The sequence below is a fragment of the Janthinobacterium sp. GW822-FHT07A03 genome (assembly GCF_058798815.1).
On sequence record NZ_JBXAKW010000002.1, the window covers coordinates 212,477 to 229,690 of the forward strand.

The 17,214-nt window shown below is 63.4% G+C and carries 17 protein-coding genes; 9 read left to right on the forward strand and 8 right to left on the reverse strand.

Features of this window, described 5'->3' with window-relative positions:
• Window positions 1-18: 18 nt before the first annotated feature.
• From AC1RJW_RS07000 to AC1RJW_RS07015, 4 genes are all read right to left on the reverse strand, one after another.
• Window positions 19-1,077: a branched-chain amino acid ABC transporter permease gene (locus AC1RJW_RS07000; RefSeq protein ID WP_493044361.1), complete on the reverse strand. Its 1,059-nt coding sequence runs from the start codon at window positions 1,075-1,077 to the stop codon at window positions 19-21.
• 63 nt (window positions 1,078-1,140) lie between these two features.
• Entirely contained in the window at window positions 1,141-2,037 is an 897-nt protein-coding gene (locus AC1RJW_RS07005; protein ID WP_326457022.1) for a branched-chain amino acid ABC transporter permease, read from the reverse strand.
• A gap of 19 nt (window positions 2,038-2,056) precedes the next feature.
• Window positions 2,057-2,872 (reverse strand): ABC transporter ATP-binding protein, encoded by an 816-nt coding sequence (locus AC1RJW_RS07010; RefSeq protein WP_493044362.1) that lies wholly within the window; start codon window positions 2,870-2,872, stop codon window positions 2,057-2,059.
• Between the two features lie 14 nt (window positions 2,873-2,886).
• The gene (locus AC1RJW_RS07015; protein WP_493044363.1) at window positions 2,887-4,818 is read right to left on the reverse strand and encodes an AMP-binding protein; all 1,932 of its coding nucleotides are present in this window, start codon (window positions 4,816-4,818) and stop codon (window positions 2,887-2,889) included.
• Between the two features lie 180 nt (window positions 4,819-4,998).
• On the opposite strand from AC1RJW_RS07015, the gene AC1RJW_RS07020 reads away from it, so the two are divergent.
• The 7 genes from AC1RJW_RS07020 to AC1RJW_RS07050 are packed head-to-tail and all read left to right on the forward strand — an operon-like array spanning window position 4,999 to window position 10,687.
• The gene (locus AC1RJW_RS07020) at window positions 4,999-5,697 is read left to right on the forward strand and encodes a Crp/Fnr family transcriptional regulator (RefSeq protein WP_219118675.1); all 699 of its coding nucleotides are present in this window, start codon (window positions 4,999-5,001) and stop codon (window positions 5,695-5,697) included.
• Window positions 5,684-6,403, forward strand: coding sequence for a hypothetical protein (locus tag AC1RJW_RS07025; protein ID WP_493044364.1), 720 nt, complete (start codon window positions 5,684-5,686; stop codon window positions 6,401-6,403). Before AC1RJW_RS07020 ends, AC1RJW_RS07025 begins: the two co-directional genes overlap by 14 nt.
• 30 nt (window positions 6,404-6,433) lie before the next feature.
• On the forward strand, window positions 6,434-8,257 hold the full coding sequence (locus tag AC1RJW_RS07030; protein WP_493044365.1) for an aminopeptidase P family protein: 1,824 nt from the start codon (window positions 6,434-6,436) through the stop codon (window positions 8,255-8,257).
• A complete protein-coding gene (locus tag AC1RJW_RS07035) occupies window positions 8,257-8,505 on the forward strand; it encodes a hypothetical protein (protein ID WP_034752831.1) in 249 nt (82 codons plus the stop codon). Before AC1RJW_RS07030 ends, AC1RJW_RS07035 begins: the two co-directional genes overlap by 1 nt.
• Window positions 8,506-9,246, forward strand: coding sequence for an MgtC/SapB family protein (locus tag AC1RJW_RS07040; RefSeq protein WP_493044366.1), 741 nt, complete (start codon window positions 8,506-8,508; stop codon window positions 9,244-9,246). It begins immediately after the preceding gene.
• Window positions 9,247-9,262: 16 nt separating this feature from the next.
• Entirely contained in the window at window positions 9,263-9,850 is a 588-nt protein-coding gene (locus tag AC1RJW_RS07045; RefSeq protein ID WP_493044712.1) for a DUF924 family protein, read from the forward strand.
• Between the two features lie 9 nt (window positions 9,851-9,859).
• On the forward strand, window positions 9,860-10,687 hold the full coding sequence (locus tag AC1RJW_RS07050; RefSeq protein ID WP_493044367.1) for a Rossmann-like and DUF2520 domain-containing protein: 828 nt from the start codon (window positions 9,860-9,862) through the stop codon (window positions 10,685-10,687).
• On the opposite strand, the gene AC1RJW_RS07055 is transcribed toward AC1RJW_RS07050, so the two are convergent.
• The gene (locus AC1RJW_RS07055; RefSeq protein ID WP_493044368.1) at window positions 10,684-12,138 is read right to left on the reverse strand and encodes a sensor domain-containing diguanylate cyclase; all 1,455 of its coding nucleotides are present in this window, start codon (window positions 12,136-12,138) and stop codon (window positions 10,684-10,686) included. The genes AC1RJW_RS07050 and AC1RJW_RS07055 overlap by 4 nt on opposite strands.
• 266 nt (window positions 12,139-12,404) lie before the next feature.
• Between AC1RJW_RS07055 and AC1RJW_RS07060 the strand changes: the two genes are divergently transcribed.
• Window positions 12,405-12,767, forward strand: a complete 363-nt coding sequence (locus tag AC1RJW_RS07060; RefSeq protein WP_493044369.1) for a hypothetical protein — start codon at window positions 12,405-12,407, stop codon at window positions 12,765-12,767.
• Window positions 12,768-12,782: 15 nt separating this feature from the next.
• Here AC1RJW_RS07060 and AC1RJW_RS07065 read toward each other — a convergent pair whose 3' ends face one another.
• Window positions 12,783-13,364: a molybdopterin-dependent oxidoreductase gene (locus tag AC1RJW_RS07065; protein WP_493044370.1), complete on the reverse strand. Its 582-nt coding sequence runs from the start codon at window positions 13,362-13,364 to the stop codon at window positions 12,783-12,785.
• Window positions 13,365-13,589: 225 nt separating this feature from the next.
• Between AC1RJW_RS07065 and AC1RJW_RS07070 the strand changes: the two genes are divergently transcribed.
• Window positions 13,590-14,171, forward strand: a complete 582-nt coding sequence (locus tag AC1RJW_RS07070) for a porin family protein (RefSeq protein ID WP_326457003.1) — start codon at window positions 13,590-13,592, stop codon at window positions 14,169-14,171.
• Between the two features lie 172 nt (window positions 14,172-14,343).
• Here AC1RJW_RS07070 and ettA read toward each other — a convergent pair whose 3' ends face one another.
• Together ettA and rarD are read right to left on the reverse strand one after the other, a co-directional pair.
• On the reverse strand, window positions 14,344-16,011 hold the full coding sequence (gene ettA, locus AC1RJW_RS07075) for an energy-dependent translational throttle protein EttA (RefSeq protein ID WP_034752850.1): 1,668 nt from the start codon (window positions 16,009-16,011) through the stop codon (window positions 14,344-14,346).
• A gap of 97 nt (window positions 16,012-16,108) precedes the next feature.
• Window positions 16,109-16,993 (reverse strand): EamA family transporter RarD, encoded by an 885-nt coding sequence (gene rarD / locus AC1RJW_RS07080; RefSeq protein ID WP_493044371.1) that lies wholly within the window; start codon window positions 16,991-16,993, stop codon window positions 16,109-16,111.
• Window positions 16,994-17,214 lie beyond the last annotated feature (221 nt).

The window sequence follows — 17,214 nt, forward strand, 5'->3', positions numbered from 1 at the left end:
GACATCGACTGCAAAAACTTAATGGGGGAAGGGCCAGAGTCTCAACTTTTCCTTCGCAATCTGCCACAGCCTGGCCAGGCCGTGCGGCTCGACGATCAGGAAGAAGATGATCAGCGCGCCGAACACCATCAGTTCCAGGTTCGAGGCCACGCTGGTTGGCAATGTCAGGCCATGCGCGATGGTGTTCAGGAAGACGGGCAGCAGCACGATGAAGGCCGCGCCGAGGAAGGAACCGAGGATCGAACCGACGCCGCCGATGATGATCATGAACAGGATGCGGAAGGACAGATCCAGGTTGTATGCTTCCGGTTCCACCGTGCCCAGGTAGGCGTACGCATACAGGGCGCCGGCCACGCCGCAGTAGAACGAGCTGACGGCAAACGCCAGCAGCTTGGTGCGCATCAATCTGAAACCGATCACCTCGGCCGCCATGTCCATGTCGCGCACGGCCATCCACGAGCGGCCCACGTTCGAGCGGATCATGTTCTTGGCCAGCAGCGCCATGCTGGCGACGATCGCCAGCACCAGCAGGTATTTGCTTTGCGGCGTGTCGAACTGGTAGCCGAGGATAGTCATCTTTTGCACCGTGATCACGCCCGAGGAGCTGTAGTTGGTCAGATACGGGATCTTGGTCAGGCACCAGACAACAAAAAACTGCGTTGCCAGGGTGGAGGCGGCCAGGTAAAAGCCGCGGATGCGCAGGGAGGGCAGGCCGAAGGCGATGCCCACCATGGCCGCGCACAGGCCGCCCAGGATGAACGACACGAGCAGCGGCAATCCGGGCAGGCGCGCCATGAAGTTATACGAGGCAAACGCGCCGACGGCCATGAAGGCGGCCGTGCCCAGCGACAGCTGGCCTGCATAACCGGTCAGGATGTTCAGGCCCAATGCCGCCAGGGCGAAGATCAGGAAGGGGATCAGGATCGCCGACAGCATGTACGGCGAGGCGAAATACGGCAGGAGGAAGATGGCGACGAGCAGCGTGGCCGTCAGCGCCAGGCGGTCTTGCCGGATCGGGAAAATCTGGTTGTCAGCCTGATAGCTGGTCTTGAATTGTCCTGCTTCACGGTAAATCATGGCATGTCCTTTGCGATGGAGCGGTAGCGTTGTGCGTCGTTTGCATGGTGCGGCGGTGCGGCATCAGATGCGCCGGATGATCTTCTCGCCGAACAGGCCTTCCGGGCGCACGAGCAGGAACAGCAGGGCCAGCACATACGGGAACCAGCCTTCGATGCCGCCGCCCACCATGGGACCGAGGTAGACTTCGGCCAGCTTTTCCGACGCGCCGATGATCAGGCCTCCGACGATGGCGCCCGGCACGGAGGTAAAGCCGCCGAGGATCAGCACGGGCAGCGCTTTCAGGGCGATGAAGGTGAGGGCGAACTGCACCCCGTTGCGCGCGCCCCACAGCAAGCCGGCCACCATCGCCACCAGGCCCGCCACGCCCCACACCACGGCCCAGATGCGCTGCAGCGGAATGCCGACAGCCAGCGCCGCCTGGTGATCGTCGGCGACGGCGCGCAGGGCGCGGCCCACCTTGGTTTTCGAGAACAGCAAGGCCAGGCAAATCACCAGCAGCGCGCAGATGCCGGCCGCCACCACGTCGAACTGCGAAACGATGATGTTGAAATGGTCCATCAGGAAGGGCATCGGCACGTCTTCGATGGGCAGGTCCAGCTTGTGCACCTGCGAGCCCCACATCAGCTGCGCCAGGCCCTCGATGAAAAAGGTCAGGCCGATGGTGGCCATGAAGAGCGTGATTTCGGGCTGGTTGACGAGGGGCCGCAAGACCACCCTTTCAATCGCCATGCCCAGCACGATCATCGTCACCATCGTCAGCGGGATGGCCAGCCACAAGGACAGGCCGAACTTGTCCATGATGCCGACGCATGTGAGGGCGGCGAAGAACACCATCGCGCCCTGCGCGAAATTGAATACGCCCGAGGCCTTGTAGATCAGGACGAAGCCGATCGCCACCAGCGCGTACATGACGCCCGACAGCAGGCCGCCGATCAGCACTTCAAAGAAAAAATTGATATTCATTGCTATTCCTTGTCTAGTGCGCCACGCCGAGATAGGCATTGATCACATCCTGGTTGCTGCGCACCTCGTCGGGCGTGCCGTCGCCGATCTTCTTGCCGTAGTCGAGCACCACCACGCGGTCGGAGATATCCATCACCACGCCCATGTCGTGCTCGATCAGCACGATGGTCGTGCCCAGCTGGTCGTTGACGTCGAGGATGAAGCGGCACATGTCCTGCTTTTCTTCCACGTTCATGCCGGCCATCGGTTCGTCCAGCAGCAAAATCTCCGGTTCGGCTACCAGCGCGCGGCCCAGTTCCACGCGCTTTTGCAGGCCGTAGGGCAGGCGTCCCACGGGCGTCTTGCGGATGGCCTGGATTTCCAGGAAGTCGATGATCTCTTCTGCCTTCTTGCGGTGCTCGATTTCCTCGCGCCGCGCGGGTCCCCAGTACAGGGCCTGCAGCAGGAAATTCGACTTCATTTTGAGGTTGCGCCCCGTCATGATGTTGTCCAGCACCGTCATGCCCTTGAACAGGGCGATGTTCTGGAAGGTGCGCGCGATGCCGGACTTGGCGGCCGCGTAGCAATCCATGCCGCGCCGGTGTTCGCCGCGGTAGATGATTTCTCCCTGCTGCGGGCGGTACACGCCATTGATCACGTTGAGCATCGAGCTTTTGCCGGCGCCGTTCGGGCCGATGATGGCGCGGATTTCATGCTGCTTGACGTCGAACGAGATGTCGGTCAGCGCTTTCACGCCGCCGAACGACAGCGAGATATTCTTCAGGTCGAGTATCACGGGGCCCGTCTTGCGGGCCGTGCCGAAATGGGTGTCGGGTTCGTTCATTTGCATCGTGCTGTGCTCCATCATGCGGCCAGGCTCTGGGGCCGGTACGTTTTGCTGTCCCAGATCTGCAGGTCGGCGCTGGTCGAGCCAAGGCGGCCATCCTCGAATTTCACCTGGGTCTCGATATATTGCGTTGCCTTGCCCTCATACAGGGCGGAGATCAGCACCGCGTATTTTTCGGCGATGAATTTGCGGCGCACCTTGCGCGTGCGCGTCAGCTCATCGTCATCCGGGTCGAGTTCCTTGTGCAGCACCAGGAAGCGGTGCACCTGCGTGCGGTCCATCAGCGGGTCGGCCGCCAGTTCCGCGTTGACCTGCTCGATGCAGTCGCGAATCAGACCGTAGGTTTCGGCGCGCGCCGCGAGGTCCGTGTAGCCGGAGTAGGCGATGCCGCGCCGCTCCGACCAGTTGCCCACCGCTTCGATGTCGATGTTGATGAAGGCGCACACCTGGTCTCGCGCATGGCCGAAGGCCACCACTTCCTTGATGAAGGGGAAGAACTTGAGCTTGTTTTCGATGTAGTTGGGGGCGAACATGGCGCCGCAATTCAGCTTGCCCACATCGGCCGCGCGGTCGATGATTTTCAGATGGCCTTCGCTGTCGAACACGCCCGCGTCGCCCGTGTGGAAGTAGCCGTCGTTGTCGATCACTTCGGCGGTGGCATCGGGGCGCTTGAAGTAGCCGCTCATGGTGGCGGGCGACTTGACCAGCACTTCGCCATTGGCCGCCAGCTTGACTTCCACCCCTGGCGCGGGCAGTCCGACGCTGTCGAACTTGATATTGCCGTCCGGTTGCAGACACACATAGGCGCAGGTTTCGGTGGAGCCGTACAGCTGCTTGAGGTTGACGCCGATCGAGCGGTAGAAGCGGAACAGGTCGGGGCCGATGGCGGCGCCGGCCGTGTAGGCAACGCGCACGCGCGACAGTCCCAGCACGTTTTTCAGGGGGCCATAGACGAGCAGCTCGCCCAGCTTGTAGCTGAGGCGGTCCGCCAGCGAAACGGGCTTGCCGTCCAAAATCTGCGCGCCGCAGCGCTTGGCCACGTCCATGAAGTGACTGAACATGCGGCGTTTGATGCTGCTGGCGTCTTCCATGCGTATCATCACGCTGGTGAGCATGTTTTCGAACACGCGCGGCGGCGCAAAGTAGCAGGTGGGGCCGATTTCGCGCATGTCGATCATCACCGTGTCGCCCGATTCCGGGCAGTTGACGGTAAAGCCGGCCACCATGGCCTGCGCCAGCGAAAACAGGCAGTCGCCCACCCACGCCATGGGCAGGTAGGACAGGATGTCTTCATTGTCGGTGAGCTGGTCGAAGGCGACGCCGCCTTCGCCGGCTGCCAGCAGCGCCGTATGGCTCTGGCACACGCCCTTCGGTTTGCCCGTGGTGCCCGAGGTGTAGAGGATCACGGCCGAGTCGCTGCCCTGGCCCGCTGCCACGGCGGCGTCGAAAAAACCCGGGTGTTCGCGGTCGTAGGCGCGGCCGAGCACCTGCAGGGCGGCAAAGGACGTCAGCTCCGGCTGGCGGTAATGGCGCATGCCCCGTTCATCGTCATAGGCGATGTGGGCGACGTGCGGATACAGGGCCTTGAGCTCGAGCAGCTTGTCGACCTGCTCCTGGTCTTCGACGATGGCGTAGCGGATTTCCGCATCCTGCAGTACGTAGGCCATGTCGGCGGCCGGCGCGTCCTGGTACAGCGGCACGGGCACGCCGCCCAGGCTTTGCGCGGCCAGCATGGCCCAGTACAGGCGGGGACGGTTGTCGCCGATGATGGCCAGGTTCATGCCGCGCTGGAAGCCGATGGCGGCCAGGCCGCAGGCCAGCGCGCGCACTTCCTCGTTGACCTCGGCCCAGGTCCAGGTCTGCCAGATGCCCAGATGTTTTTCGCGAAAGGCGGGCTTGTCGGATCGTACTGTCCCGTGTTGCAATAAGCGCCGCGGAAAAGTCGGCATTGTTGCTGTGGTATGCGTTTGCACCAGTGTCTCCCTGTTGCTTGTCTCAGGCTCCACCTCGTTGGATGGCGCTCTGTGTTTTTTATGTGTAAGGCGTTTGTGCAATGATAGTAGCTTGCGTTAGTTTGCCGAGTTGTCTTTTCGGGGACATTTACCCACTTTTCGATGGTGCATCGCACAATGACCTACCCTGATATCAGTTTGAAGGATGCCGTGCGCGCGGCCAACTGGGCGCAGCTGCTCGATCCCGTGCAAATGGCCCGGGTCGAGGCGGATGTGTTCGAGACTTTCGTGCCGAAAGGCGGTTTTGTCTGCCGCAAGGGCGAGCCGGTGGACAACTGGATCGGCGTTATCAGCGGCATGGTCAAGATGAATAATTTTTCCGCCTCCGGCAAGGCCATGACCTTCATCGGCGTGCCGCCCGGCAGCTGGTTCGGCGAAGGCTCGCTGCTGAAGAACGAGATCCGCAAATACGACACCATGGCCCTGCGCGACACGCGCGTGGCGCGCCTGCCCGGCGCCACCTTCCACTGGCTGCTGGAAACGAGCTTGCCATTCACGCGCTTTTTGCTGATGCAGCTCAACGAGCGCCTGGGCCAGTTCATCGGCATGGTGGAAAACGAGCGCCTGCTGGACCTGAACACGCGCGTGGCGCGCTGCCTGGCGTCGATGTTCAACTCGCATCTGTACCCGGGCGTGGAAACCCTGGTGCAGCTGTCGCAGGAGGAAATCGGCCTGCTGTCGGGCTCCTCGCGCCAGCGCGCCAACCAGGCCTTGCAGGTGCTGGAAAAAAAGGGTTTATTGCGCCTCGATTACGGCGGCATCCGCGTGCTGGACCTGGAAGGCTTGCGCCGCTATGAGGCCGATGATGGCGAATGACGTTTCGATGGATGACGTGCGGCACCTGACGGAGCAGCATTACCAGTCGTTCCTGCAGGCGCGCCTGGCTGGTGCGAAGGCGCTGGCGCGGCTGGATGCGGCCATGCAGGCACGCCACGCCCTGCTGCCCATGCCGATTACCCTGCGCGAACTGGCCTTGCTGCCGCAACTGAGCGACACTTCCTTGCTGGCGCTGGCCAGTTCGCCGCATAGCGGGCACTGGAGCCGCGACGACATCGGCGACACGGACCCCGCGCAAGTGCTGGCCGGCGACGCGGCGTATGCGGATTTTTCGCGCACCATCCTGGAAGAAGCGGCTGCACATATCGTGGCCATCCATGCCGGCCAACTGCCGTATGTGGCCGATGCGGCCTTTGCCACGGCCGATTCCGGCGTACTGGCGCGCGCTGCGCGGGTGGCGGCGTATCGCGATGAGGGCTGGTTCGCGCCCGTCATCACGACCTTGCTGCCGCAGGTGTGCGTGGCGCCCGGCACGGCCAAGAGTGCGCCATCGCAATCGCTGGCCATCGCCCTGGGCCATGGCGTGGAAACCATCCCCACGCCCGCCAGCGTGGAAGCCCTGCGCACGGCACTGCTGCAGGCACGCCACGCGGGCGTCAGGAAAAAACTCGAACGCAACCTGAAACCGGCCGAAAAGGCGTTGCGGGAGCGCAGTGCCTTAGCCGGGCTAATCGCGGTATCATAGGGGCTTCCCAGCACCGCTCTTTTCGTCCCCATGCAGACACCTGACCAAGCCACTCCCGCCTCCCGTTTGTCGCAGCTGCGCAGCGCCATGCGCGCGCAGCACATCGACGCCTGCATCGTGCCCTCGGCCGACCCGCATTTGTCCGAGTACCTGCCGGCCCGCTGGCAGGGCCGCGAGTGGCTGTCTGGCTTTACGGGGTCGGTCGGTACCCTGGTCGTGACGCAGGATTTCGCCGGCGTGTGGACCGATGGCCGCTACTGGGAGCAGGCGGAAACGGAGCTGGCCGGCAGCGGTATCGTCCTGAAGAAAATCCCGTCCGGCGCCAGCGTGCTGTATATCGACTGGCTGGGCGAGACCATGCAGCCGGGGCAGACGGTGGCCGTCGACGGCGCCGTGCTGGGCCTGGCCAATGCGCGCCTGCTGCAGCAGGCGCTGGGTGCGCAAGTGACCCTGCGCACCGATACCGATGTGCTGCAAGCCGTGTGGCCGCAGCGCCCGGCCATGCCCGCCGCCCCCGTGGTGGAACACGCGGCCGCGTATCCGGCCCTGTCGCGCAGTGAGAAACTGGCGGCCCTGCGTGCCGGCATGGCGGCGCACGGCGCCAGCCACCATGTGATTTCCACCCTCGACGATATCGCCTGGCTGTTCAACCTGCGCGGCGCCGACGTCAACTACAACCCCGTCTTCCTCGCCCATGCGCTGGTGGGCCCGGAGCGCGCCACCCTGTTCGTCGCCGACGGCAAGCTGCCCGCCGCCCTGCGCGCCACCCTGGAGAGCGAAGGCGTGGACGTGGCCGCGTATGACCGTGCGGCGGCCGCGCTGGCCGCCTTGCCAGCCGGCGCCACCTTGCTGCTCGACCCGCGCCGCATCACGTTCGGCACGCGCCAGGCCGTGGCCGACGGCGTGCGCGTGGTCGAAGCCATCAATCCGACCACCCTGGCCAAGTCGCGCAAGACGGAGAGCGAAGCGGCGCACGTGCGCGCGGCCATGGAGCAGGACGGCGCCGCCCTGTGCGAATTCTTCAGCTGGCTGGACAGAACCCTGGCCGACCCGCAGCGCGCGCCCTTGACGGAAATCGGCGTCGATGAGCACCTGACGGCCGCCCGCGCCCGCCGCGCCGGTTTTGTCAGCCCCAGTTTCGGCACCATCGCCGGCTTCAATGCGCATGGCGCCATCATGCATTACCACGCCCATGCGGATTCGGCTGCCACGATCGAAGGCGATGGCTTGCTGCTGATCGATTCGGGCGGCCAGTACTGGGGCGGCACCACGGATATCACGCGCGTGGTCCCCGTCGGCACGATCACGGCAGAACACCGGCGCGATTTCACCCTGGTCTTGCGCAGCATGATCGCCCTGTCGCGCGCGCAGTTCCCGCGCGGCGTGAAGTCGCCCATGCTCGACTCGATTGCCCGCGCGCCCCTGTGGGCCGAAGGCATCGACTTTGGCCACGGCACGGGCCATGGCGTGGGCTTTTTCCTCAACGTGCATGAAGGGCCGCAATCGATTTCGCAGTCCGCCATGCCGGAGCCGCAGACGGCCATGGAACCGGGCATGATCACCTCCATCGAGCCGGGCATCTACCGCCCTGGCCAGTGGGGCATCCGCATCGAGAACCTGGTGCTCAACATTCCCGCGGGGACGACGCCCTTCGGCGAATTCCTGCGCTTCGAAACCTTGACCCTGTGCCCGATCGACACGCGCTGCGTGGAACGCTCGCTGTTGCGCGACGACGAGGCGGCCTGGCTCAACGACTATCACGCCACCGTGCGCGCGCGCCTGGCACCGCACCTGGCGGCGCCGGCCGATGCGCCTGCGCTGGCGTGGCTGGAACAGCGCACGGGAGCCATCTGATGCGCTCGACCCGCGCCACGTCCGCCATCGAGCGGCTCAAGGAACGCACCGGCAACCGCCTCTACACGATGGCGCGCACGGGCGATGAACTGTTCTTCCTCACGGAAGGCCCCGGCTTGCCGCCCCTGTGCCCGCCGCTGGAACTCGACGCCTTTGTCGCCTTCGTGAATGGCCTGGGACCGCAAAAGGCGCGCCGCGTCAGCAAGCTCGACGTGGCGTTTGAAAAGCAGCTGACGAAAAAGCCCTAGATGCCGACCATCGACTTCCTGCGCGCCTACTGGTCGCCGGCCGAGCTGGCGACGAATGGCGTGATCCTGCTGAACCTGCTGGGCGCGCTGCTGCTGGGCTTGCTGGTGGGGTACGAGCGTTCGTATCACGGGCGCGCGGCGGGCATGCGCACCTATAGCCTCGTCTGCATGGCCTCGGCCGCGCTGACCGTGCTGGGCGGCTATCCCGAATTCTGGTACGGCGGCCATGGCGCCATCGTCGGCAGCGACCCCACGCGCGTCATCCAGGGCATCGTCACGGGCGTGGGTTTCCTCGGCGCCGGCGTCATCATGCGTGAGGGCTTCAATATCAGCGGTCTGACGACGGCCGCCTCGATCTGGGCTTCGTCCGTGATCGGCATCATGGTCGGCATCGGTTTTTATCTGTCGGCCATGGGCCTGGCCTTCCTGTGCGCGATGGCGATGATTTTCCTGTCAAAATTGGAGAACTGGCTGCCTTCGCGCCACGCGGTGGCCATCACCATGCGCTTCAAGCAAGGGTTCATTCCGCGCGAGGATGCGCTGCGGCGCATGGCCGCCAAACGCGGCTACGACATCGCCGGCGGCTCGCTGACCATCGGCAGCAGCGATGGCATGCAGGAATGGCGCTTTGTCGCCATCGCGCATGGCAAGAACACGGGCGCCAGCCTGTCGGCCATGTCGGCCGAACTGGCCGCCTTCGAAGGCATCGCCGGCTTCCAGCTGTCGCATGCCCGCAATTGATACGGATGCCGAGAGGATGGAGATGGATGGACAAGCCCAAGAGGTACTCGATTTCTGGTTCCTGCCGCCGGATCACCCTGGCCATGGCCAGCCGCGCGTGGAATGGTTCCGCAAGGATGACGGCTTCGACGCGCAGATACGCGACCGTTTCGGCGCGCTGATCGATGCCGCCATCGACGGCGGCTTGCGCGCGTGGGATGCCACGCCGCACGGCGCGCTGGCGCACCTCATCGTGCTCGATCAATTCACGCGCAATGTGTATCGCGGCACGCCGCGTGCCTTTGCCGGCGATGCCCGGGCGCTGGCGCTGGCCGTGTCGATGACGCAGCAGGGGCTAGACCAGCAGCTGCCGCCGATGCTGCGCGCCTTTGCCTACCTGCCGTTCGAACATGCGGAAGACCTGGCCATGCAGGCGCGCGCCGTCGAGCTGTTCCAGCTGCTGTCGCAGGCGCAGCCCGGTTTTGACAGCATGCTTGACTATGCGCAGCGGCACCAGGAAGTGATTGCTCGCTTCGGCCGCTTCCCCCACCGTAACGCCATCCTCGGTCGCCCCTCCACCTCGGAAGAAGTGGAATTCCTGCGCCAGCCGGGATCGAGTTTTTAGAAAATCATCATGAACGTCACTTTGAATATCATCGGCGCCGGCCACGTGGGCCGTGTGCTGGGCCGTCTGTTTGCGCAAGCCGAGGGTATCGCCGTGCAGGATGTGCTGACGCGCTCGATGGCGTCGGCGCAAGCGGCCGTGGCCTTCATCGGCGCCGGTATACCCGTCGACAGCTATGCGGCCTTGCGCCACGCCGACGTCACCATGCTGGCCGTGTCCGACGACCAGATCGGCCCGGCCTGCGCGGCGCTGGTGGCCGAGGGGCGCCAGGCGGGCGCCATCGTGTTTCACTGCAGCGGCGCGCTGGCTTCGAACGTGCTGCTGGCGGCCACGCAGGCCGGCGCTTTTGTCGCCAGCGCCCACCCGATCCGCAGCTTTGCCGACCCGCAGCAGGTGGCCGCCACCTTCGACGGCACGTTTTGCGGCGTCGAAGGCGACCCGCTGGCGCTGGTTTTCCTCACGCCGGCCTTGATCGCCATTGGCGCGCGCCCCGTGCCCATCGACCCTGCCGCCAAGACCCTGTATCACGCCGCTGCCGTCTTCGCCAGCAATTACCTGGTGACGGTGCTCGACGCGGCCTTGCGCGCGTACCAGGCTGCCGGCATTCCCGAACCGGTGGCGCGCGAACTGGCGCAGCCCCTGGTGACGGAAGCGGTGGCGAACGTGTTCCGCCTGGGCGCCGCGCCCGCGCTGTCCGGCCCCATCGCACGCGGTGACGATGCCACGGTGCAACGTCAACTGCAGGCCGTGCAGCAGTGGGATGCGGAAACGGGCGAGTTGTACCGGGCGCTGGTGGCGCCCACGCAGGATCTGGCCCGGCGCAAGTCCGCGCTCTAGGCGGCGTGCAGGCGGTTGCGGCCCTGCTCCTTGGCCTGGTACAAGGCGCTGTCGGCGCGCGAAAAGAAGGCCGATTCGCTTTCCTCCGGCCGGTACTCGGTCACGCCCAGGCTGATCGTCACGGGGACGCGCGGCTCGGGCAGGCCAAAATCGTGCTGTTCGATGGCGGCACGCAGGTTTTCCGCCACTTCCGCCGCTTTGGCCAGGCTGCAGTTATTCAGCAGCACCAGGTATTCCTCGCCGCCCCAGCGCGTGATGACATCGCTTTCGCGCACGGTGGCGCGCGCCACGTCCGCCACGCCACGGATGACCTTGTCGCCCCACAGGTGGCCGTGGGTATCGTTGACGCGCTTGAAGAAATCGATGTCGAAGAGGATGGCCGACATCGGTTGCTCGTTGCGTTTGGACAATAACATCGCGCGCTGGAACAGCAATTCCAGCGACTGGCGGTTCAATAGCCCGGTCAGCGCATCCGTCGAGGCGATGCGCTCGATGCGGCGCTGGTAGCGGTTCACCGTCAGCAGAGTCAGCACGAGCACCAGCAGGGTGACGCCAAAGCTGATGGCCAGGTTGAAGATGAATACGCGCTGCAGCGACTGGACTTCGTCGCTGACGTTCTGCTCGACCACCAGGTACCAGCCCAGTTCGGGAATGAAACGTGAGTTGACGAGGATTTGCGCGCGGCCCAGCTGGTACGACAGATGCGTCGGTTCGCTGCGGTGATTGATGATTTGCCCGGCAATGGCGCTCACGCCGGGCAGGCTGCGGATGTTGCCATGCCCGTTGCGCACGCTCTTGCCCGCCAGCACCAGTGTGCCGGCGGCATCGACAAAATAGATGTTGCGGTGGAAGCGCGCCTGGTAGCGGTCGATGATGTGGCTCATGGTGGCCAGGGTCAGGCCGATGCCGGTGGCGCCGATGAACTGGCCGTTGTAATCGTAGACGCGGTGGTTGATGAAGATGGTCATGCTGTCGCGGTTGGCCATGTCCACGTCGACATTCGTTTCATAGTCGGTCTTGTCCATGGCGCGCACGCGGTAATACCAGATGTCGCGCGTCGCTTGCGGGCTGACGGATTTCAAGGTGCCTTCCGCGTAATAGTATTTGCTGCTCTTGTCCGAGACGAGAAAGCTGGTGATGGCGCCGTATTTCTTCTTGACCTCGGCCAGGTAGCGCACGATCTGTTCCGGCTTGTTTTCGCCGGCCAGTATCCAGTCGCGCACGAAGGTGTCGTGCGCCATCAGCGAGGAGATGAAGACGGGGCGCAGCATGTCCTTCTGGATTTCCGAGTAAATGTTGTCGCCCGTCAGCGGCAGGGTCTGGTCGGCGATGCCGTGTTCGATGGCCTGGCGCGAGGCCAGGTAGCTGGCCAGGCTGGTCGCCATGAAGCCCGCCCCCAGGATCAGGGTCAGGAGGATGAGCAGGCGGTACTTGATCGACAGAAGACGCATGGAGACGAGGCAGTGGCAGGCGGGAAGGCCATCGTGAGGCAAGCTAAAAGTATGCAACAGGGCGGGTATTGGCGCAATGATAACTGGTTTTATTGATAATTTACCCTGGCGAACGCGACAAGATAACCACGACTTACCAAATAAAAGTGCCGATTTGTCGACAAAGATGCAAATTAGCAATAAGATTTGACGAGGGGAATCATTGCGCACCGCCCCTGTCTTGCCGCCCGTTTCAGGCGCGGGACATTCCGCGCAGGGAGTGTTGCATGTTATTTTTAAAGAGTACGTCCGTCAGCAAGGCCCCCGGCATCTACGAGGTCGACATCGCCGCCAAGCCGCCTGGCAAGACCTTCGGCATTTTTCTTGCCACCGATCCCGACCATCCGCCGCTGGCCTTGCTGGGGCAATTGAAGGCGCTCGGCTTCGAGAACACCTATAGTTCGCCCTACCTGCACAAGGATGCGGGCAAAGTACTGGACCTGCATTTCCAGAAGGATGGCACGGATATCTTCAAGGGCTGGAAAACCGAAGAGTGCACGCACAACCTGGCAGCCATCACGGCCCTGTTCGAGGAGCATGGCATTGCTATCTCCCCAAGGGTGATGTCGATGGCGGAAGCCTACGCGTAATTTATCTCAACCGCTTCAACCCGCCTCCACGCCGACGTGATACAGCGCCCACGGGCAGCTGGCGAACCGTTCGGCCAGGGGCAGTGCCGCCACGGCCGCGATGCGGTCGGCATCATGGATCGCCCATAGGGGCCCCAGGCCGCCCAGCGCCATCGCCTGTCCATCCAGGTGGGTCGCGACAATAAAACGCTGTGCGCGCGCCTGTGCCATGGTCAGCGCCGCCGCATAGCCATCCACGGCGCGCAGCAGCAGGCGGATATCGCCTTCCTCGGGCGCGCCCGCCGCCTTCAAGACATCGACCAGCAGCGGCCCGCGCAGGGCATGCGCCTTGCCGTCGTATTCCAGGGTGGGATGGATGGTGCGCGCCGGCAAGTTCGTCAGCGCCGCAAAGTCGAATGCCCGTGCCCGCTCAAAACTGATTTTTTGCTTGTGCATCATCTGGTCGCGCACGGCGTCGAACGGACCCCGGTTCGGCTTGTCGATGCTGCCCGTGACGGTCAGCAGGGCCGGACCGCGCAGGCCGGCGGGCGCTGCCCGGGCGATGGCGGGCAGGGCCGCACCGGCCATGGCGGCGGCGAGAAACTGGCGTTTGTGCATGCACTTCTCCTCTCGACTGAAAATCGCTAATGTTCTTAAGTCTATCTTAAGTTCGCTCAACGGTGCGCATTTTATGGTTATTGTCAGTTTGGAATGTCCACTTACATCTTGTCACAGTTCTTACGGAATGGAGAAAGACGTAGCTTTTTTCGGCTGTTATTGTGTACTCATCGCACTTCGCTGAACTGCGAATCCAGGCACCATTCACTAATTGAGAGAGAGAACATGATGAAGAAGAAAATCCTGTTTGCAATGATCGCTTCCGTTACCGCATTCACCGGCATGAGCGCCGCGCACGCCGAAGGCGCCTATGTGGGTGCCGGCGTCACGGGCAACCGCTACAATTTCGATATTCCTGGCGCCACCAGCGCCGACAATCACAGTGGCTACAAGGCTGGCGCCAAGATCTTCGCCGGTTACGATTTCGATAAAACCTGGGCGGTCGAGGGCGGTTACGCTGATTTCGGCAGCAAGGATTACAGCTATGTCACCGGCGCCGGCAACGGTTCCGTGAAAAGCGATTCGCACGGCTATTACCTGGCCGGCAAGGCTACCATGCCCGTGAGCGATAAAGTCGGCGTGTTCGGCAAGCTCGGCGTGGCCAAGGTCAAGAACAGCTTGAGCGGTACGGGCCTGTCGACCGGCATCAGCGGCAACGACAAGACGGGCGTGTACGCTTCCGTCGGCGCCCAGTACGCGATCAACGAGAAAGTCTCGCTGACGGCGGAAGTGGAACACTTCGGCAAGAGCGCCGACCAGGGCCGCAAGGCGACGGGCCTGGCACTGGGCGCACGCTACAACTTCTAAAAACCTACTGCGCGGCACGCTTTGCGGCCTCCGATGCTCACTGTGCTATAGCACAGTTCCGCTCCTCAGCCACAATTCGTTGCCGCTCGCTACGGTTTTAAAAACTGGAAGTTTGCTGAAAAAAAAGGCAGTTACCGCGAGGTAACTGCCTTTTTGCGTTGCCGGACCGAAATTACGTGGTCAAAGGCTTGTAGCGGATACGCTTCGGTTTCGCGCCTTCTTCGCCCAGGCGTTTCTTCTTGTCGGCTTCATATTCCTGATAGTTGCCGTCAAAGAAAGTGACCTGCGAATTGCCTTCGAAGGCCAGGATGTGCGTGGCGATACGGTCGAGGAACCAGCGATCATGGGAGATGACCATGACGCTGCCGGCAAATTCCAGCAGGGCGTCTTCCAGCGCGCGCAAGGTTTCCACGTCCAGATCGTTCGACGGTTCATCAAGCAGCAGGACGTTGCCGCCCATCAACAGGGTTTTCGCCAGGTGCAGACGGCCACGTTCACCGCCGGACAGGTTGCCCACTTGCTTTTGCTGGTCCGAGCCCTTGAAGTTGAAGCGGCCCAGGTAGGCGCGCGACGGCATCTCGAAACGGCCCACCGTCAGCATGTCGGCGCCGCCGGAGACGTCTTCGAACACGGACTTGTTGTCAGCGAGACTATCGCGGTTCTGGTCGACGATGGACACGCGCGCCGTCTGGCCGATGGCCACTTCGCCGCTGTCCGGTGTTTCCTTGCCGGTGATCATCTTGAACAGGGTCGATTTACCGGCGCCGTTGGGGCCGATGATGCCGACGATGGCGCCTGGCGGCACCGTAAAGCTCAGGTTATCGATCAGCAGGCGGTCGCCGAATGCTTTCGACACGTTCTTGAATTCGATGACTTCATTGCCCAGGCGTTCGGCCACGGGAATGAAGATTTCCTGCGTTTCGTTGCGCTTCTGGTATTCGTGCTCGGACAGCTCGTTGAAGCGGGCCAGGCGGGCTTTCGACTTGGCCTGGCGCGCTTTCGGGTTCTGGCGCGACCATTCCAATTCCTTCTGCAGCGCCTTCTGGCGCGCCGATTCCGTCGCTTCCTCCTGTTTCAGGCGGGCTTGCTTCTGATCCAGCCAGGTCGAGTAGTTACCCTTCCATGGAATGCCGTGGCCGCGGTCCAGCTCCAGAATCCACTCGGCCGCGTTGTCGAGGAAGTAGCGGTCATGGGTGATGGCCACCACGGTGCCGGGGAAGCGCAGCAGGAATTGTTCCAGCCAGTCGACCGATTCCGCATCCAGATGGTTGGTCGGTTCGTCGAGCAGCAGCATGTCGGGCTTGGACAGCAGCAGCTTGCACAGCGCCACGCGGCGCTTTTCACCGCCGGACAGCACGCCGATGGTGGCGTCCCAAGGCGGCAGGCGCAGTGCGTCGGCGGCCATTTCCAGCTGCAGATTCAGATTGCCGCCGTCGGAGGTCGAGATGATCGCTTCCAGGCGTGCCTGTTCCGTGGCCAGGGCGTCGAAATCGGCGTCTTCCTCGGCATACGCGGCGTACACGGCTTCCAGCTTGGCTTGCGCTTCAAATACTTCGCCCAGGCCCGATTCGACTTCCTGGCGCACGGTTTTTGCCGGGTCCAGCTGCGGTTCCTGCGGCAGGTAGCCGATGTTCAGGCCCGGCATCGGCACGGCTTCGCCCTGGATGTCGGTGTCGATGCCTGCCATGATTTTCAGCAGGGTCGATTTGCCGGAGCCGTTCAGGCCCAGCACGCCGATCTTCGCGCCTGGGAAGAAGGAGAGGGAAATATCTTTCAGAATCTGGCGCTTGGGCGGGACGATTTTGCCCACGCGATTCATGGTGTAGACGTAATTTGCCATTAGAAATCTCGGGTGATATACAAAGACGGACAGGATACGGTAAACGCCCGCTTCCGGCCAGCGCTGTGCGCTGCGGAAACGGGCGCCAGGGGCAGGGCTAGGCAGTAGCGCGCGCGCGGCGGGCCGTCCACAGCCCTTCGGCCGCATACAGGCCCAGCGCCGTCCAGATGACGAGGAAACCCAGCATGCGCTCGGGCGTGAACGATTCGTGGAAGACCCATACGCCGATCAGGAGCTGGCCCGTGGGGGCGATGTATTGCAACAGCCCCAGCACGGCCAGCGGCAGGCGGCGCGCGCCGGCGGCGAACAGCAGCAGGGGGATGGCCGTGATGGGGCCGGACGCCAGCAGCAGCGCGCGCGTGGCGGTGGAGTCCGTATTGACGAAGCCGCTCTGGCCATGCCAGGCCAGCCACAGCATGTAGGCCAGCGCCAGGGGAAACAGGATCAAGGTTTCGAACGACAAGCCTTCCAGCGCGCCCAGCGCGGCCGTCTTGCGCAGCAAGCCATAGCCGCCGAAGGTGGCCGCCAGCAGCAGGGCGATCCACGGCACCTGCCCCGCCTGCCAGGTGAGCCAGGCCACGCCGCAGGCGGCCAGGCCGATGGCCAGCCACTGCAGGCGGCGCAGGCGCTCGTGCAGCAACAGGAAGCCCAGCATGACATTGATCAGGGGCGTAATGAAGTAGCCGAGGCTGGCGTCGACCACGTGGCCGTTGTTGACGGCCCAGATATAGATGAACCAGTTGGCGGACAGCAAGAACGCGCTGGCGACGAAGCTGGCCACCACCTTCGGCTGGCCTTTCAGGGCGCCCAGCCAGCTCCACTGGCGGCGTACGGTCAGCACGATGCCCAGGAACAACAATGACCAGACCATGCGGTGCGCCAGGATTTCCTGCGGCGCGATCTCGCCGATGGCATGGAAATACAGGGGGAACAGGCCCCAGCACAGGAAGGCGAGGGAGGCGTAGAGCATGCCTGGATTCATGATGGGCTTCGCTGGAGAGTAGACAGTCTGTCATTATGTCCGAAAACATCGGGGGCTGCCCGGCGCCGCTGGCGAAGCGTAGAATGGCAACAAATCAATGGCCGCAAGCCCGCGCAGCAAGGCGGAGCGGCACAAAACCACGACTTTGGGGCAGCCCGGAACCATGCAAAAATACTCTTGCTATTTGCTAATACCTATCATATTGTGCGATGCAACAAAAC

What these genes read in the sequence shown, in the direction of transcription:
- AC1RJW_RS07015 (WP_493044363.1), bottom strand. Translation starts at nt 4,818, where the DNA reads ATGCCGACTTTTCCGCGGCGCTTATTGCAACACGGGACAGTACGATCC.
- rarD (WP_493044371.1), bottom strand. Translation starts at nt 16,993, where the DNA reads ATGAATCCAGGCATGCTCTACGCCTCCCTCGCCTTCCTGTGCTGGGGC.
- AC1RJW_RS07050 (WP_493044367.1), top strand. Translation starts at nt 9,860, where the DNA reads ATGAACGTCACTTTGAATATCATCGGCGCCGGCCACGTGGGCCGTGTG.
- AC1RJW_RS07030 (WP_493044365.1), top strand. Translation starts at nt 6,434, where the DNA reads ATGCAGACACCTGACCAAGCCACTCCCGCCTCCCGTTTGTCGCAGCTG.
- AC1RJW_RS07000 (WP_493044361.1), bottom strand. Translation starts at nt 1,077, where the DNA reads ATGATTTACCGTGAAGCAGGACAATTCAAGACCAGCTATCAGGCTGAC.
- ettA (WP_034752850.1), bottom strand. Translation starts at nt 16,011, where the DNA reads ATGGCAAATTACGTCTACACCATGAATCGCGTGGGCAAAATCGTCCCG.
- AC1RJW_RS07045 (WP_493044712.1), top strand. Translation starts at nt 9,263, where the DNA reads ATGGAGATGGATGGACAAGCCCAAGAGGTACTCGATTTCTGGTTCCTG.
- AC1RJW_RS07025 (WP_493044364.1), top strand. Translation starts at nt 5,684, where the DNA reads ATGATGGCGAATGACGTTTCGATGGATGACGTGCGGCACCTGACGGAG.
- AC1RJW_RS07040 (WP_493044366.1), top strand. Translation starts at nt 8,506, where the DNA reads ATGCCGACCATCGACTTCCTGCGCGCCTACTGGTCGCCGGCCGAGCTG.
- AC1RJW_RS07010 (WP_493044362.1), bottom strand. Translation starts at nt 2,872, where the DNA reads ATGCAAATGAACGAACCCGACACCCATTTCGGCACGGCCCGCAAGACG.
- AC1RJW_RS07055 (WP_493044368.1), bottom strand. Translation starts at nt 12,138, where the DNA reads ATGCGTCTTCTGTCGATCAAGTACCGCCTGCTCATCCTCCTGACCCTG.
- AC1RJW_RS07070 (WP_326457003.1), top strand. Translation starts at nt 13,590, where the DNA reads ATGATGAAGAAGAAAATCCTGTTTGCAATGATCGCTTCCGTTACCGCA.
- AC1RJW_RS07060 (WP_493044369.1), top strand. Translation starts at nt 12,405, where the DNA reads ATGTTATTTTTAAAGAGTACGTCCGTCAGCAAGGCCCCCGGCATCTAC.
- AC1RJW_RS07035 (WP_034752831.1), top strand. Translation starts at nt 8,257, where the DNA reads ATGCGCTCGACCCGCGCCACGTCCGCCATCGAGCGGCTCAAGGAACGC.
- AC1RJW_RS07065 (WP_493044370.1), bottom strand. Translation starts at nt 13,364, where the DNA reads ATGCACAAACGCCAGTTTCTCGCCGCCGCCATGGCCGGTGCGGCCCTG.
- AC1RJW_RS07020 (WP_219118675.1), top strand. Translation starts at nt 4,999, where the DNA reads ATGACCTACCCTGATATCAGTTTGAAGGATGCCGTGCGCGCGGCCAAC.